Annotated in this window: 11 protein-coding genes; 6 read left to right on the top strand and 5 right to left on the bottom strand. The window is 56.2% G+C overall.

The window, feature by feature from the left end; translation table 11 throughout:
* Positions 1-22: 22 nt before the first annotated feature.
* Positions 23-2,251: a SulP family inorganic anion transporter gene (locus WCO56_13190; protein ID MEI7730525.1), complete on the bottom strand. Its 2,229-nt coding sequence runs from the start codon at positions 2,249-2,251 to the stop codon at positions 23-25.
* Between the two features lie 129 nt (positions 2,252-2,380).
* Here WCO56_13190 and WCO56_13185 point away from each other — a divergent pair, with 129 nt between their 5' ends.
* From WCO56_13185 to WCO56_13175, 3 genes are read left to right on the top strand one after another with little or no spacing between them, the layout of a single operon-like run.
* Positions 2,381-5,209, top strand: a complete 2,829-nt coding sequence (locus WCO56_13185) for an FAD-dependent oxidoreductase (GenBank protein MEI7730524.1) — start codon at positions 2,381-2,383, stop codon at positions 5,207-5,209.
* A 15-nt stretch (positions 5,210-5,224) separates the two neighbouring features.
* Positions 5,225-8,212 (top strand): glycosyl hydrolase, encoded by a 2,988-nt coding sequence (locus WCO56_13180; GenBank protein ID MEI7730523.1) that lies wholly within the window; start codon positions 5,225-5,227, stop codon positions 8,210-8,212.
* 29 nt (positions 8,213-8,241) lie between these two features.
* On the top strand, positions 8,242-9,474 hold the full coding sequence (locus WCO56_13175) for a sialidase family protein (GenBank protein MEI7730522.1): 1,233 nt from the start codon (positions 8,242-8,244) through the stop codon (positions 9,472-9,474).
* 625 nt (positions 9,475-10,099) lie between these two features.
* On the opposite strand, the gene WCO56_13170 is transcribed toward WCO56_13175, so the two are convergent.
* From WCO56_13170 to WCO56_13160, 3 genes are all read right to left on the bottom strand, one after another.
* Positions 10,100-10,807 (bottom strand): hypothetical protein, encoded by a 708-nt coding sequence (locus tag WCO56_13170; protein ID MEI7730521.1) that lies wholly within the window; start codon positions 10,805-10,807, stop codon positions 10,100-10,102.
* A 66-nt stretch (positions 10,808-10,873) separates the two neighbouring features.
* Positions 10,874-11,569 carry a hypothetical protein gene (locus WCO56_13165; protein MEI7730520.1) on the bottom strand — a complete coding sequence of 232 codons (696 nt, stop codon included), beginning with the start codon at positions 11,567-11,569 and terminating at the stop codon, positions 10,874-10,876.
* A gap of 1,479 nt (positions 11,570-13,048) precedes the next feature.
* The gene (locus WCO56_13160; protein MEI7730519.1) at positions 13,049-14,521 is read right to left on the bottom strand and encodes a recombinase family protein; all 1,473 of its coding nucleotides are present in this window, start codon (positions 14,519-14,521) and stop codon (positions 13,049-13,051) included.
* A gap of 102 nt (positions 14,522-14,623) precedes the next feature.
* Between WCO56_13160 and WCO56_13155 the strand changes: the two genes are divergently transcribed.
* Complete coding sequence (locus WCO56_13155) at positions 14,624-14,863, top strand: hypothetical protein (GenBank protein MEI7730518.1); 240 nt, start codon at positions 14,624-14,626, stop codon at positions 14,861-14,863.
* A 1-nt stretch (position 14,864) separates the two neighbouring features.
* Here the strand turns inward: WCO56_13155 and WCO56_13150 are convergent, their stop codons facing one another.
* Positions 14,865-15,122, bottom strand: a complete 258-nt coding sequence (locus tag WCO56_13150) for a helix-turn-helix transcriptional regulator (GenBank protein ID MEI7730517.1) — start codon at positions 15,120-15,122, stop codon at positions 14,865-14,867.
* Positions 15,123-15,147: 25 nt separating this feature from the next.
* Here WCO56_13150 and WCO56_13145 point away from each other — a divergent pair, with 25 nt between their 5' ends.
* A complete protein-coding gene (locus WCO56_13145; GenBank protein MEI7730516.1) occupies positions 15,148-15,429 on the top strand; it encodes a hypothetical protein in 282 nt (93 codons plus the stop codon).
* A 33-nt stretch (positions 15,430-15,462) separates the two neighbouring features.
* Entirely contained in the window at positions 15,463-15,843 is a 381-nt protein-coding gene (locus WCO56_13140; GenBank protein ID MEI7730515.1) for a hypothetical protein, read from the top strand.
* Positions 15,844-15,887: the final 44 nt, after the last annotated feature.

Raw genomic sequence — 15,887 nt, 5'->3', positions numbered from 1 at the left:
CCGCATGAATATTTTTCCCGGCTTAGGCTTCTTTGAGCGCGCGGAGTTCGCTATCGGTATAGCGCAGGCGAATGGCCAGTCCCCGCGCGAGGCGGGCGAACAGTTCCGCCGCCTGAGCCGGATTCTGCCGGGCAAACACATCAAACCGGCTGCGTGAAAGAACATATAATTCGGTATCCGCCCCGGCAACGGCATCGGCGGTGCGGTGACCACGATCAAGGAAGGTAATTTCGCCAAAGAAATTACCACGGCCAAAGACGCCGATGAGGTAATGCCGGTCTTCCGCCAAGTCCAGCCGGATGCGCACCACGCCTTTGCGGATCAGGAACAGTTCATCCCCCACATCGCCTTGCTTGAAGATGGTTTCGCCGGTCTTGAAGATGCGCAGTTCAAAGCACGCCGCCATGGCGTCGGCAATCTCCATTCCCCCCGCACCTTTCATGAGTTCAGTTTCACCCAGTTCAAGCGGGATTTCGCCGAAATGATGGGCTTGCTTTTCATCGTTTAAAATACGGTCTTCCGCCCATTCCAACGCTTCGTCCTGCGATTCAAATACCAGGGTTTTTTGTTCGGAATTCACGAGGCCCATTTGTCCAAAATACGTGCGCAGGTCTTTTCCGGTGGGTAAATGCGGCGGCAGATTGCTGAACAGGAGAAAACCCCCGTGTTCGGCCAGCATGTCTTCGATTTGGTTCAACATGTGTACCGCGGTGAAGTCCACCGCCTGCACGCGCAGCATGTCCAGGATGAGGAATTTTGAGGTCTTGAAATCCGGCTCCAGCTCGGTAAACAGTTTATCCGTGGTGCCAAAGAACAGGCTGCCCTGCAACTCGCAAAGGGTGATCTCGCGCCCATGCTGCTTCAAGATCTCTTTTTCCGAGGTAATCCGGTATTGCTTGGAGGAAATCTGGTCGCCATGAGCTTTCCGGCGGATGACCGCCCCCTGGATTTGTTCCCGGATAAAGAGGAAGATGGCCAGAATAATCCCGGTGGCCGAGGCGGCGATCAGATTGAACGCCACCGCAACGATGACCACGACCGCGATGACCGCAAAATCAAGCAGAGTGCTCCGTTGGCGCAGGAGATGAAACGAGGTGCGATCCACCATCCGAACGGCAACGACGATGAGGATACCGGCCAGCGCGGCGATGGGTATCCAGCCGACCAACTGGCCGAAGAGCAGCAGCGTGACGGCAGTGCCCACGCCTTCCAAAATTCCTGAGAGTCTGGTTTTTCCACCGCTATTCAGATTAACCAGCGTCGCCCCCATCGTGCCCGCCCCCGGCATTCCCCCAAACGCCGCCGAAGCCAGGTTGCCGATGCCTTGCGCCATCAATTCCCGGTTGGAATCGTGCCGGCTGTGTGTCAGGGCATCAAGCACCACACAAGTCTTCAGCGTATCAATGGAGAGCAATACCGAGAGGGTTAACGCGGGCACCAGGAGATGGGACAGCATGGCGAAATCAACGCCCGCTAAATTCAACCAATGCTGGCGCAGGTTCCCCAAGAGGCCGGAGGAGTGCTCGAACAGCGGCCCAATGACCAACGGATTGCCCTTCAACGCGAACACGGCTGGATTTACCAGCCCGATCATCAAGTACGCCACCAACCCGCTGATGAGTCCAATGATGGTCGCTGGAAACGTTTTGGTCAGGCGCGGCGCAAGCACGACGCCCACAATCGTCGCGGTGCCAATGGTGATCGCCTCCCAACGCCAAAACATCGGGTTGGCCAGTCCCATCCAGAACGAGTGTCCCGTGCCAACCCCCAGAAACTTGGGCACCTGGCTGATAAAAATAAGCAGGCCCACCCCGCTCAGGTACCCGGAGACGACCGGGTAAGGAATGTACTTGATCAACCGCCCGCCTTTGACCGCGCCATAGAGGATTTGCAGCAACGCCGACAACCCTGCGACCACCGTCAGCAAGCCGCCCGCCTGTTCCGGTGGAATCTTCAAGGCCTTGAACAACTCGCCCGTCAACGCGCCCATGACCGCTGCCGCCGGGGCGCAGGGCGCGGAGATCAGACGGGGAGCCCCCCCCAGCGCAGGGGTAATGATGCCAATGACCACCGCGCCGATAATCCCAGCCATGGCCCCCCGCGCGGCGTACTCCGGCCCCAGAATCAGGTAAATGGAAATGCCAAAAGCGATGGCCGAAGGCAGCGCCACCAGCATGGCGGCAAATCCGCCAAAGACATCGCCCACCTTGCGTGCGGCTCCCGATGAACTGGTTGGTTGAATTTCGGTCATGCTGTCTTTATCAGTTCTGGGTGGATACTACCGGAAACCGGAAACATGTAAACAAAGAGATTTTCCGGAAAATCTCGCCGCACCATTTTCCGATGGCGCAAAGTAACGACTTGCGGTCTAATCAGGCCCATGAAGCTGGCGATATCGTTATTGAATGGGCTTTGGGTGTTAGCGTTGGCCGGATTGGCGGATGCCAATTGGCTTTCGGCACAAACCCCGGAATACCCTATCGAAACCATCACTTCCTATACCTCATTCCGCAAACCTTCCCAACCAGTCAAAATGGTCCAGGATGGTTTTCTCTGGATCGAAGCGGAGGATTTTCAGAATTACGGGGACTGGCGGCTGGACACCCAGTTTGTGCAACAAATGGGCTCCGCGTATCTCATTGCCGCCGGGGTCGGCCGCCCCATCGCAGATGCACAAACACCCGTGCAAATCACCAAAGCCGGCACGTACCGCGTGTGGGTGCGGGCGAAAAACTGGATCAAGGACCACGCCCCCGGGAAATTCACCATTCTGGTGGGCGACACCCGCTCCCAAAAGGTATTCGGGGCGGCTCCGACGACGGATTGGATTTGGGAATCCGCCGGGGATTTCCCACTCCCAGCAGGTTCCACCACCATCACGCTGCATGACTTGACCGGTTACTTTGGCCGGTGCGATGCACTATTGCTCACCACCGACCTCACTTACACTCCGCCAGCCGATCTGGCCAAACTGCAATTGGAACGGGCGCGGCTAAGCGGTATATCACTGGAACCCAAACCAGAAGGCGACTTTGATGTGGTCGTGGTGGGAGCGGGTGCGGCCGGCTGCAGCGCGGCCATCGCCGCCGCGCGGATGGGATCACGCACCGCGCTGCTGCAGGATCGCCCGGTGCTGGGCGGCAATGCCAGCGATGAACTGGGTGTGGGAATGTGCGGCGCGAGCGTGACGCATCCCAACGCGCGCGAAAGCGGCATCATCGAGGAAGCCGGACGGCTGCGGGCAAAGTACCACCATGATCGCATGAGCGAAAGTTTCCGGATGCTCGCGGAAGCAGAAACCAACCTCACGATTTTTTACAATCACCGGGTTACTGGAGTGGCCATGAGCAACCCGGGAACGATCGCCCAGGCCAAATCCGTGAATACCCTGGATGGCAGCCAGAGCACGGTGCGCGGCCGGTATTTTATTGATTGCACGGGGGACGGATGGCTGGGGTACTTCGCCGGAGCCCAGTTCCGCCTAGGCCGCGAAGCGCGCGAGGAATTCGGCGAGGACCTGGCGCCGCCCCGAGCCGACAAGATCACCATGAGCGGCTGCCTGATGGGCAACTACGCCATCTCATTTCATGCCAAACCAACCGGTGGCAACGTTCCTTATGTCCCCCCCGTGTGGGCACCCAAACTACCGCCGGCGGATCAATTTGGACGCCGCATCAGACACGTCACCACCGGCGAGTGGTGGCTGGAACATCCGGGAGAAATTGACGACCTCTGGGATCCCGAACTGGCACGGGATGAGCTGATCAAAATCAGTTTTGCCTATTGGAATTTCATCAAGAATCACTGGGAGGAACGCGAGACAGCCCGCGCCCATGTGCTGACCTATGTGCCTTTCATGAACGCCAAACGGGAGACCCGACGGCTGATAGGCGATTATCTCCTGCGCCAGCAGGATGTGCTCAATGGCACCGTTTTCCCCGACCGCATTTCCTATGGCGGCTGGCCGATTGACGTGCATCATCCGAAAGGTGTGTTTTCCGGCAAAGAAGGGCCGTTCTACTGCGATACACGCGTCCCCATTTACACCATCCCCTATCGCTGCCTGTATTCGACCAATATCGCGAACCTCTTTTTCGCCGGACGCGATGTCAGCGTGACACATATCGCCTTGGGAACAGTGCGCGTGCAGGGGACGCTTGCAACCTTGGGCCAGGCCGTGGGGGTAGCCGCCGCCCTGTGCCTGCAAAAAAACGCCACGCCGCGAGCACTGGGCCTGAAGCACCTTGACCTGCTGCAGCAAACCCTGCTGAAACACGACCAATACATTCCCGAGTTGAAGAATGAAGACCCGTTGGATTTGGCGCGCACTGCCAAAATCACGGCATCCAGCGTGTCGGCGGGTGATTCGTTCGACAAAAACCGGATCACAACGCACGACAGCCATGAACTTGCCATGCCGCGCGGGATACAGTTTCCACGCGGCGTGAATCAATCCCTGCAGACCGTTTATGTGCTCTTGCGCTCCGAGCGAACGGAAGCAACGCCCTTGACCTTGCATGTGCGCGGCGGCAAAAGCGCCGGGGACTTCACCGCCGCCAATGACCTGGCGACCGCCACCGCCAACGTGCCTGCCAAAAAACAGGCGTGGGTAAAATTTACCGTCAATTGCCGGGTGGATGATCCCTTTGTTTGGTTTTGGCTTCCGGCCGCCAAGGGTATCGAATGGGTGATGATGACCCAGGCGCCATTGGAATCATCGCGGGCTTATGGCGGTGGGCCAAACCGGCCATGGTCATCCGTGAAAGGGCAGTATTACGCCACATATACCGACCCGCCCATCATTACTCAAGCCGGATACCAGACGGAAAATGTCATCAACGGGGTTTCACGAACGGTCGGCAAGCAGATGAACCAATGGGCCTCCGATCCCGCGCAACCCCTGCCGCAATGGCTCGAGTTGGATTTCGGGCGGGCCACCAAGGTCAATACCGTGTACCTCACCTTTGACACCGACATGAACGAACGGTCGGCCACCACGCCTTTGCCGCCCCGCTGCGTCCGCGACTATTCGGTGCAAATCCAGGATGCCACGGGCTGGCGGGACGTGGCCACGGCCAAGGATAATTTTCAACGCCGCCGCATTCACCGTTTCCCGGAGGTCGCCACGCAGCGCATTCGCATCCTGGTCCATGCCACCAACGGTGACAAATCCGCCCGCATCTTCGAGGTGCGCGCTTACACAGAATAATGCCCTGACCTGAACATGATGATTTATCGAACCCTTCTCGCCGTGTGCCTTGGCTGCGCCTGCGCCTTCGGTGGAATACCGGAGCTGGCCAAGGACTTCGCCCAACCGCCGGCGGCCGCCCGGCCCTGGGTCTATTGGTTTTTCATGGATGGCAATCTCAGCCAGGAGGGCATGACCGCCGACCTGGAAGCGATGAAACAAGCCGGCATCGGGGGCGTGATCATGATGGAAGTGGACGTCGGCATTCCCCGTGGCACGGTAAAATTCATGAGCCCGGAATGGCAGGTGTGTTTTCGCCATGCGGTCAAAGAGGCGGAACGTCTGGGATTACAAATCACGCTGAACGCGGGACCGGGCTGGACCGGCAGTGGCGGTCCCTGGATCAAGCCCGAACAATCCATGCAGCATCTGGTGTCATCAGAAACCAATCTCGCCAGTGGTCCCATGCATTTCGATGCGCCCCTGCCCCGCCCGCTGCCGCGACGTCCGTTTTTTGGCGATGGCCACTTGCCGGCTGACATTGAAAAAGAGCGCAAAGCCTTTTACCGGGACGTGGCGGTGCTGGCGTTTCCCACTCCATCCGGCAACCAACGCATCGAGGACATCGAAGAAAAGGCGTTGTATCAACGCGCACCGTTTTCCTCACAGCCCGGCGTCAAACCATGGCTGGCAGCGCCGGCTGAACACGCGAAGATTCCAGTCGAGCAATGCATCGCCAGCAGCGGCATCCTTGACCTGACCTCCCGCCTCACCCCGGAAGGCCGACTGGTATGGGATGTACCGCCCGGCCAGTGGACCATCATGCGTCTGGGAAAAACCAGCACCGGCCAGGGAACCCGGCCCGCGCCGCAGCCCGGCTTGGGGCTGGAATGCGACAAACTCGATCCGGCGGCATTGGATGCGCACTTCGCGGCATTCGTGGAACCCCTCTTGCGCGCGGTGGGTCCCCGCAAGCCGGGGGTCGGCTGGACGATGCTGCACATTGATAGCTGGGAGATGAGTTCGCAGAATTGGACCGGCAGAATGCGGGAGGAATTCCAAAAGCGACGCGGGTACGATCTGTTGCGGTACTTGCCCGCACTATCCGGGCGCATCGTGGATAGCGTGGAAATCTCCGAGCGCTTTCTCTGGGATCTGCGCCGCACCGCGCAGGAATTGGCCGTGGAAAACCATGCGCAACACCTCAAAGACCTGGCACACCGCAATGGAATGGGCCTTTCCATTGAACCCTATGATATGAACCCCGCCGGGGATCTGAGTCTGGGCAGCGTGGCGGATGTGCCCATGTGCGAATTCTGGTCCAAAGGCTATGGCTTCAAATCCGAGTTCAGTTGCATTGAATCGGTTTCCATTGGACACGTCATGGGACGCCCGATCATCGCAGCCGAAGCGTTTACCTCCGGTTCCAGCGAGCGCTGGCAACAATATCCCGGCGCAATGAAATCGCAGGGTGATTGGGCGTTTTGCGCGGGCATCAACCGGATTGTGTTTCACCGTTTTCAACATCAGCCCTGGGCGGATCGCAAGCCCGGCATGACGATGGGGCCTTACGGCGTCCACTGGGAACGCACGCAAACCTGGTGGGACATGGTTCCCGCGTATCACGCCTACCTGGCCCGCTGCCAGACGCTGCTTCAACACGGCCTGCCTGTCGCGGATATTCTTTATCTGGCGGCAGAGGGTGCGCCGCACGTGTTCCTGCCACCCAAGTCGGCCCTGAGTGGCGAATTGCCGGATCGGCGCGGCTACAACTTTGACGGTTGTGCGCCCGAAACCTTGATTTCCCGGGTCTCGGTAAATAACGGGCGGCTGGTGCTGCCGGACGGCATGAGTTACCAGGTCCTGGTGTTGCCCAATAATCCAACCATGACTCCGGCCTTGCTTCGCAAGGTGAAGGAACTCGCCGAGGCCGGAGCCACCATCATTGGGGCACCACCGCTGAAGTCACCCAGTCTCAGCGGTTATCCGCAGTGTGATGATGAGGTGAAGCTACTGGCCGATGCGCTTTGGGGAAACAGCAACGGCCAGCCTGGAATGGAGCACCCAGTGGGACGAGGACGGGTGATCCGGGATGCCACAGCACAAACTGAAAAAGAATCGGGCGATCCGCTTTCGCAGTCGAATCACAGCAAACCGCCCGCCAATCCCGAGCAGTACGGCGATTACACCGTGGTGGCCGATCTTTTGAAGAAGATGGGCGTGCCGCCTGACTTTCAATCGGAGTTGCCGCTCCGCTATACGCATCGGAGCACCGGGGAGGCGGAGATTTACTTTGTGGCCAATGCGACCAGCGAAACGATCCGCGGCCATTGCACCTTCCGGGTTTCGGGAAAAGCGCCGGAACTCTGGAATCCACTGATCGGCGATATTTCCGATCTGCCGGAATACTTTGTCAAAGACGGGCGCACCACTGTGCCCATGCGGTTTGAACCGAACGAATCCGGCTTCATCGTTTTCCGAAAGACGTCCACGCCGGGCAAAACCCGCGGGCCGAACTTTTGCGACTTCGCCAAAATCACCGAGTTGACCGGCCCTTGGGAGGTGGCATTCGATCCCAAATGGGGCGGGCCGGATCAGATCACCTTTCCATCGCTGGAAGACTGGAGCAAACGTCCCGAAGAAGGCATCCGCTTTTATTCCGGCACGGCCACCTATCGCCAGACCTTTGACCTGCCGCAGGTCCCGCGCGGCCAGCGCATCTATCTCGATCTTGGGTTAGTGAAAAACATGGCCCGCGTGCGGCTTAACGGGCGCGATCTCGGGGTTGCCTGGTGCGCCCCATGGCGGGTGGAAATCACCAGCGCCGCGAAGGCCAAGGCGAATCAGTTGGAAATCGCCGTGGCCAATCTCTGGCCGAACCGCCTGATCGGCGACCAATCCCTGCCGCCGGAAAAGCGTTACGCCTTCGCCACCTGGAACCCGTTCAAGAAAAACATGCCCTTGCTGGAATCCGGCCTGCTCGGCCCAGTGACCCTTCAGGCGATGGAGATCAAGCAACCGTAATTGTGAACCAAGACAAACCGTACAAACCTATGTATCAACGCAAATTCCTCATGGCCATGATTGGCCTGTTTACCTTCACCGTGCTTCCCCCGGCCACCGCGCTTGGGGCCAAGCCGTTCCTGGATAAAACGGACCTCTGCAAAAGCGGCGATGGCGGTTACGCGCAGAACCATATTCCCGGCATTGTCGTCACCGCCAAAGGCACGGTGCTGGCCTGGTATGAAGCGCGCAAAAAGAATCATGACTGGGATACCATTGACATCCTCATGCGCCGTTCCACCGATGATGGCCTGACCTGGAGCGAGCCCAAACGCGTCGCCGATGTGCCGGGGCCAAAGCCCAAAAACCCCGTCGCGCTCAAGTTGAAGTTCGTGAATCCCGAGGATGTCACCTATGACAACCCCGTCGTCATCGCCGACCGCGATGGCACGGTCCACATGCTGTTCTGCCTCGAATACCTGCGCTGCTTCTACCAGCGCAGCACGGATGACGGCGTGAGTTGGTCCGCCCCGATGGAGATCACCAGCGCCTTCGAGAAATTCCGGCCCGCGTACGATTGGAAAGTCCTCGCCACCGGCCCCAATCATAGCATTCAGCTTCGCAGCGGACGCTTGATCGTCCCCGTGTGGCTCTCCACCGGCACCGGCGGCAACGCCCACCGGCCATCCGTCACCGCCACCATTTACAGTGATGACGGCGGGCGCACCTGGCAGGCCGGGGACATCGCCTTGCCCTGCACGGAAGAATGGATCAACCCCAATGAAACCGTCGCCCTGGAACTGGCCGATGGCCGGGTGATGCTCAATGCGCGCAGCGAATCCAAGGTACACCGCCGCCTGATCACCTTTAGCCCGGATGGCGCCACCGGCTGGACCGCGCCCAAGTTCGATGACGCCCTGGTGGAACCCATCTGCATGGGCGGCATCATCCGCCTTTCCACCGCGCCGGCGGGCGGCAAGCACCGCATCCTCTTCTGCAACCCGGACAACCTCACCCGCGCCGATGGCAAAGAGGCCCCCGGCAAAAGCCGCGACCGCAAGAACCTCACGGTCAAACTCAGCTACGATGAAGGCCGGACCTGGGTCATCTCCAAACCCATCGAGCCGGGCTGGAGTTGCTACAGTGATATTGCCGTCACCCAACGCGGCACCATCCTTTGCTTTTACGGACGCGGTGAAAAGTCCGGCTTCGCCGGGGACCGCCTCACCCTCGCCCGCTTCAACCTCGAATGGCTCACCGATGGCAAGGATGCCTTGAAATAACCATCGCCCAGCGGCTAAACGAATAAGACGCCGGTGGTTTGGTTATTGAATGACCCCGTTTTCGTTTTGGATTGCTAACGCCGAGCGCAGCCACACCGGATCACTGACTCTTAGCGTCGGAGGCCACAACTCGTTAGGCCGGATAGTCATTTTTACAGGCTGGACAGTGGTGATACCCTGGCCCCTCTTTTGTGTACTTCATAACGCAAATCGTCCCCTCCTGGGTGCAATGGCAAACAAGCCATTCATGCTCCTCTGCGAATCTGATGCGCTCTCTGTGCTGGTCGCGACGCCACAAAACGAATGTGTACGAAAGAACACCGAGAACCAGCATTCCTCCGCCGCTTAGGACTGACTTTGGCATGCTCACATCACCATGCGCTGTTAATCTGCCGACCACTAATGCTGCCAGTAGTGTTCCTAGGCCAGTTAGTATCAGCTCTTTTGCATGTTTCGTATCCATGTGCGTGTGAGTAGCATTACAGTATTATTGAACTAATTTTTGTTCGTTGTTTCCGGTGGCCGGTTGATTTTCATGGTGTCGACCATCCAGAAAAAGGCCACTCGTGGCATTGGGAAAAACGCGTGCTCTGTTAATGAATTGCACGGTTTCAAGACAAGATTTTTAAACACTCGGTACCACGAGATTTTCGCCGCACTCTGGACAACGAAATTCTTGGCCTCTGGCTTCAACATCTGTTGCAATCGGTTGTTGGCAGGTGTGGCACTCAAAATGCACCTCGTTCCCAATACGTACTGGAGTGGATGCCTCCTTCCCAAGGAGTACCGGAGGAACAGAACCGTCCTCCGCTATTGCGTATTGTACTTCCTCCTCCGGCTTCTGCTTGAGGTCACTCCCACAGAATCGGCACTTGATTGCTTCTTGTTGAACTAACTCTGCACAAAAGGGGCACTTTTTCTTTTTTGGCTCTGCAACTGGAGTTAACTTGCTTAGCTCACGGGAAAGTTCGGCAAAAATCTTTTCGATATTCTTTCGATTCTTTCCGAAATCAAAGTCTCCCCCCACAATGATACCATCATCAACAAAACCAGTGATAGAACTGCCGACTTTAGGAGCGGAAGAGACACGCACCATTGTTCTATTCGGGCCTGATTCGGTTAGTCCTATGGGGATGTTTTCACCCCAGGAGAAAAGACTCATTCCTGTTTTTATAACAACTCGGCCGCTAAGACGGTCGGATGAGTGAACGCTCATTCCCTCAATTAGCGCAATTGCCCTGATAAGCGCATCGAACACAGTTTGTCTATCAAAAGGAAATTCAGCTTCCCCAGCGTTATTTTGTGCACTCATTTTAGTAATATGAATTTTCACGGCCACCGCCGCGCTTCTTAATAGAAGCGCGGCAGTGGGTGGTTGTCGAGCGGTTTTTTCCCCGGCTTAGCCCACGTTGATGGTGACGGGCTTGCTCCATTGGCCGACTTGCTGGTCTTTGTACATATAGACGGCGCGGTAGGTCCACTTGGCGGCGGCGCTGGGGAACGGCGTGGTGTCCAGATAATTGGGGGTGCTATCCATGGCCAGCAGGACTTCGCCTTTGCCGTCGCCACGGTCCACGACGATTTTGCATTGGTCCAGGAACAAGCGGTAATGGCCAAAGTTCCAGTGGATATACACGCCGTTGTTGCGCAGGTCCAGTTTGAGATCCGGTTGCAGGGTGTTGTAATCGGGTGGGGTGACTTCAATGCCTTCAATGCCCAGTTCCTTGCCGATGGCCTCATTGTAATTGGGGTGTTTTTTGATATCTTTAACCAAGTCACGGAAACGCCCCTCGATGTCCGCGTCCACCGGCGGGACGGGGGTGGGGAAGGTGAGCGTGAGCGGCAAACCGGCTGCGGGCATGACGCCGCCGTCACGCATGATGTCTTTGACACTCGTCCATTTCTTGGAGTTATTATGGGAGATGTCCAGGCAAGTCATGAGGTATTCCATGTACTTGGCATCATTGGTCTGGGCGGTGAGTTGATCCTGGGTCAAGCCCAGAATCGTCATGTATTTGGGAGCGTTGGTTGAGAACGTCAGGAGTTGCTGCACGAACTCCAGATCGGGTTCTTTGATATAACTATGCTTTTGCATATGCTTTTTATGTTTTGATGGGGTTATGGTTGCAGGTGGGACGGGAGGAAAAGGGATATAGCCAGGATCGCCTGGCTCCAGTACGTAGGACGGGCTGCCCCAGCGAAGGTTGGGGTTCCCCCAAACATCTTCGGGATTCCCGGAATTCCAATAGAGATTTCTCATAATGGCGGTTTTTTGGTGATTTGGCCGGGCAAAACCTGCCGGGCGGGGCCTTTTGGGCCAGTTTTTGACGTAAATTACAGGAAATGGGCGTTTTTGAGGCGTGGGGGGGAAATCCCCCCGCCTCCGGCGAAACCCGACCGCCTACCGGTGAACTCCGCCCCGGTACGGGGGAAAATCCCCCCGCCACGGGCGGAACCCTCGCCGACCGGGGGGGAACCTCTGTTGGTCCGGGGGAACCTCGCCCCGGTACGGGGGAACTTCCCCCCGCCACGGGCAGAACCCTCGCGGACCGTGGGGGAACCTCTGCGGGTCCGAGGGAACATCGCCCCGGTCCGGGGGAAAATCCCCCCGGTACGGGCGGAACCTGCCCCGCCCCGGTGGAAACCTCCCCCGATCCGGGCAAAACCCGCCCCAGGCCGGGGAATGATTCGCCGGGGAGGGTGGTCGTGTCAGATACGCCGATTAGGCGCGCCACGGTTTGGGCGGGGGCGGGGGAAATGGCGGGGCTCGCGCTGGTTAGCGCGTCCTGTTGTCCGGTCGGAATGATACCCGATACCGCAACCATTTGCCCGTAACGATCCATGTCGTTCCTTCTCTGTGTGCGTGCTGGCGGAAGGGAAGCTAATCAGGTCGGCGGCGGGGTGCAATAAAATAATGCAGGAAAGTAATAATAAGTTGGCGCGGGGGATTTCGACAGCGGGGAGATTCCCGGAGTTGCATACCCCCTCACCTCTTTCCTCTCCCTTGGGGAGAGGAGGTCTGTTCTGCGGCTGCGGGAGGAGATTATGGGTTGCTTGCAGGGCTTTGGCGTCCGGCGCAGAATCCGTCAGCGGCGGGAGCGCACGAGTGACATTGGGAATACCAATGCGCCGCGCGCGGCATTCCCTCTCCCAAAGGGAGAGGGTTAGGGTGAGGGGGTACAGAACTGAATACTGCTCCCGACGGTTTAGATTGCACGGCTAAATAGGATGGTGCGGGGGATTCTGACAGCGGGGAGATTCCCGGAGTTGCATACCCCCTCACCTCTTTCCTCTCCCTCGGGGAGAGGAGGTCTGTTCTGCGGCTGAGGGAGCGGATTATGGGCTGTCTGCGGGGGCTTTGGCGTCCGGCGCAGAATCCGTCCATGGCGAGAGCGCACGAGTGACATTGGGAATGCCAATGCGCCGCGCGCGGCATTCCCTCTCCCCCAAGGGAGCGGGCTAGGGTGAGGGGGTACGGAACTGAATACTGCTCCCAACGGTCAAGATTGCGCGGCTAATTATGATGGTGCGGGGGATTCTGACAATGGGGAGATTCCCGGAGTTGCATACCCCCTCACCTCGTTCCTAAGCTTTGTTGGTTTTTGCACAGTTCTTCAGAAGTAGGTAAGTGTGAAAGGGATATGTCGATTTCACCATCGCCAATCGTGATCTTTTCAATGAGTGATTCAACGATCTTTCGCTTGTCTTGGAATGGTAGTTTTGGCCAGCGTTCATATAAAGTTTCAGCTTCATGTAATATATCATCGGCGGACAGTTTATTCACCTTCACAAAATCCACGTCAGCTTCAAGCTTGGGTAGTTCGGCCATGAGTTGGTTCAGTCGTACTTCGGCAGGTTTGTAGAAGTCACCAAATCCTTGGGAAGTGATTTGACCATCGAGATACAATCGGTGGGTCTGCTTCATTTCATCACGTACCTTTTGGATTTCCCGCTGGTGGGTATCAAGCAGTGCGGACTTCTCAGCTAGGTTTTTATTCGCTGCCAGCAAATGTCCGGCAATGCGTTCCGGTTGACCGAAAAATACCTCCAATTCCTGTTTGGCAATATTCTCTAAGTCCATGATGGGAATCTTGTTACAGCATTTTCGACAAAAGTATTTTGTGTTATCAGCACGCACATACATTTTGGCACCACAGGAACAAAAGGTTAAACCACTGAACAAATGTACTGGCGGTTTGCCAGGCTTCTTCCATGCCTTCAATTGCTCCTCAATAATCTCGTTCACCTGATTCCAAAGTTCTTCTGATACAATGGGTTCACAGGCAATTTTACCCCATTCACTTTCTGGCTTGGGTGCATATCGCCATGATCCGGTGTGCCTTACTGTGTTGAAAATATACACACCTTTGGCACTTGATTCTTCAAGAATACGAACAATCGAAGTATCGCGCCAGATACTGCCGTTGCGGGTGCGATACCCGGCGTCATTCAAGAATCCGGCAACCTGGCCCTTGCGTCGGCATTCCAAAAATAAATTATATGCCTTGGCACGAATGGCGGCTTCTTCGGGTTGGATGACTAACTTGCGGTCTTTCCACTGGTACCCATACGGGACACTGCCATTGATGGATTTGCCAAGCTTGGCACGGGTAAGGACGGATGCGTTAATACGTTCGGTGATTTCCTCCCGTTCCCATTGGGCAAACACTCCAAGCAGATGGAAGAACATCCGGCCACCGGCAGTGCTCGTATCAATCGCTTCACTCAAGGAAATGAGGTCGGCTTGGTGTTTGTTAAAATAGTCGGCAAAGTCTTCTAGTTCTCGGCGGTTTCTGGACAATCGGGCGAGTTTGGAGAAAACCAAGCCAGTGATATGTCCTCGTTCAATATCCTTCATCATGCGCTTGGCTTCCGGATGTTGCATCACCGCTTTGCCACTTTGCCCGGCAAGATCATATACTTCTTTGACCTGCCAGCCCCGGCTTTTGGCATAGCTGCGAGCGCGCTCTTCGTGGTGTTCTGGACTGTCACCTTGCGCCTGGTCTTCGGTGGAAACCCGAATCCAAATACCGACCGGTTTGTTCAAGACACAATTTTCCTTCATATACCACTACTTCATATCGGAAATGCCATTCGGCTGCAAGAAAAAAGTATGTCTTTTTGCTAATCTTTGTGATGGTATCCCGGCATGCAACAAAAGCGATTGGTGGGAGAGGGTGAACTGGCGAGCCTGGCGAAGGCAGCACGACAGCATGCCCATTTATCAAAAGCAGAAATAGCGCGGCAATTAAATGTTACAAGAGGTACGATTCATCAAGCTGAGGAATACGCTGATATGAGTCTCACGAAACTACGAATCAAAATCATCGAGAAATGCTCGTCTTCCAAGATTTCCGGCCCGTTGTATCAAATCGAAACGAAGCCGTGAACTACCTTCCCAATTTTGAAATGGTTGCCTGCGCTTTTTTAATTAAGGCGGGAAGATCAGCGCCAGCCCCATCAGCAATTTTCAGCATGAGTTCCATGGATGGATTGCGAAACCCTCGTTCCACCAAGCTCAACATGGATTCAGATACACCGGACTTTTGTGCGACGGCATAATTTGAGAGCTTACGCTTTTTGCGTTCTTCACGCAAAAGGCGTATGACCTCTGCACAGACGGCTTGATAGTAGCCAGCACTTGACACGCTTAAAAATTATCAAAAATTCGGCTTGACTGTTACTTTGCTATTGTCAAGTATTGGGCATATGAAATTCATAAAACGTATTGGCCCTGACCCGCACGCTAATGGAGCCCGAACCGTTGGCTGCTATGGCTGCCCGGATATTTGGGAACTCGACAATGGTGATTTTGCCGTAATCGGTATCGACATTACTGCTGATGCCACTCCGCTTCTGCCAAAAACGGCCGGTTGCGGGCCGGATGAAAAGATTGTCCGCCTGCCGCGCAACTTGCTCGTGAATGCCAAGCGGGATATCCCCGACCGGCTCTAGCGTCTTTTGTCCCCATCATGATACAATGGGGACATGGGACAATGGCTTGTCGAAAATTGGTTCAACCTCATTAGCACAGGTGGCATCATTGCCAGCCTGCTCTTTACGGCTTTCGCCCTGCATTCGGAAACCAAGACCAGGCGCATTGCCAATCTTCTAGCCATCACTGCCAATCACCGCGAACTCTGGCAAAAACTCTTCAGTCACCCGGAACTCGTCCGGATTATTGACCCCAAAGCAGATATTTTCAAACAGCCGATCACTCCGGTAGAGGAACTATTCGTTAACATGGTCATTTCACATACAAGCGGTGTGCATGAAGCACTTGAGGATGAACTACTAACGAAACAAGAAGGATTGAAACGTGATGTGAAGACATTTTTCTCACTACCAATTCCAAAAGCGGAGGTTTAGATATTTTCGTGTAAGTGGTCAAAGATAGCTGAGAGGATAAGAAA

Source organism: Verrucomicrobiota bacterium, assembly GCA_037139415.1.
Taxonomy (GTDB): Bacteria; Verrucomicrobiota; Verrucomicrobiia; order Limisphaerales; family Fontisphaeraceae; genus JBAXGN01.
The sequence above is the reverse complement of the archived record's forward strand: the minus strand, read 5'-3'. Positions and strand labels throughout refer to the sequence as shown.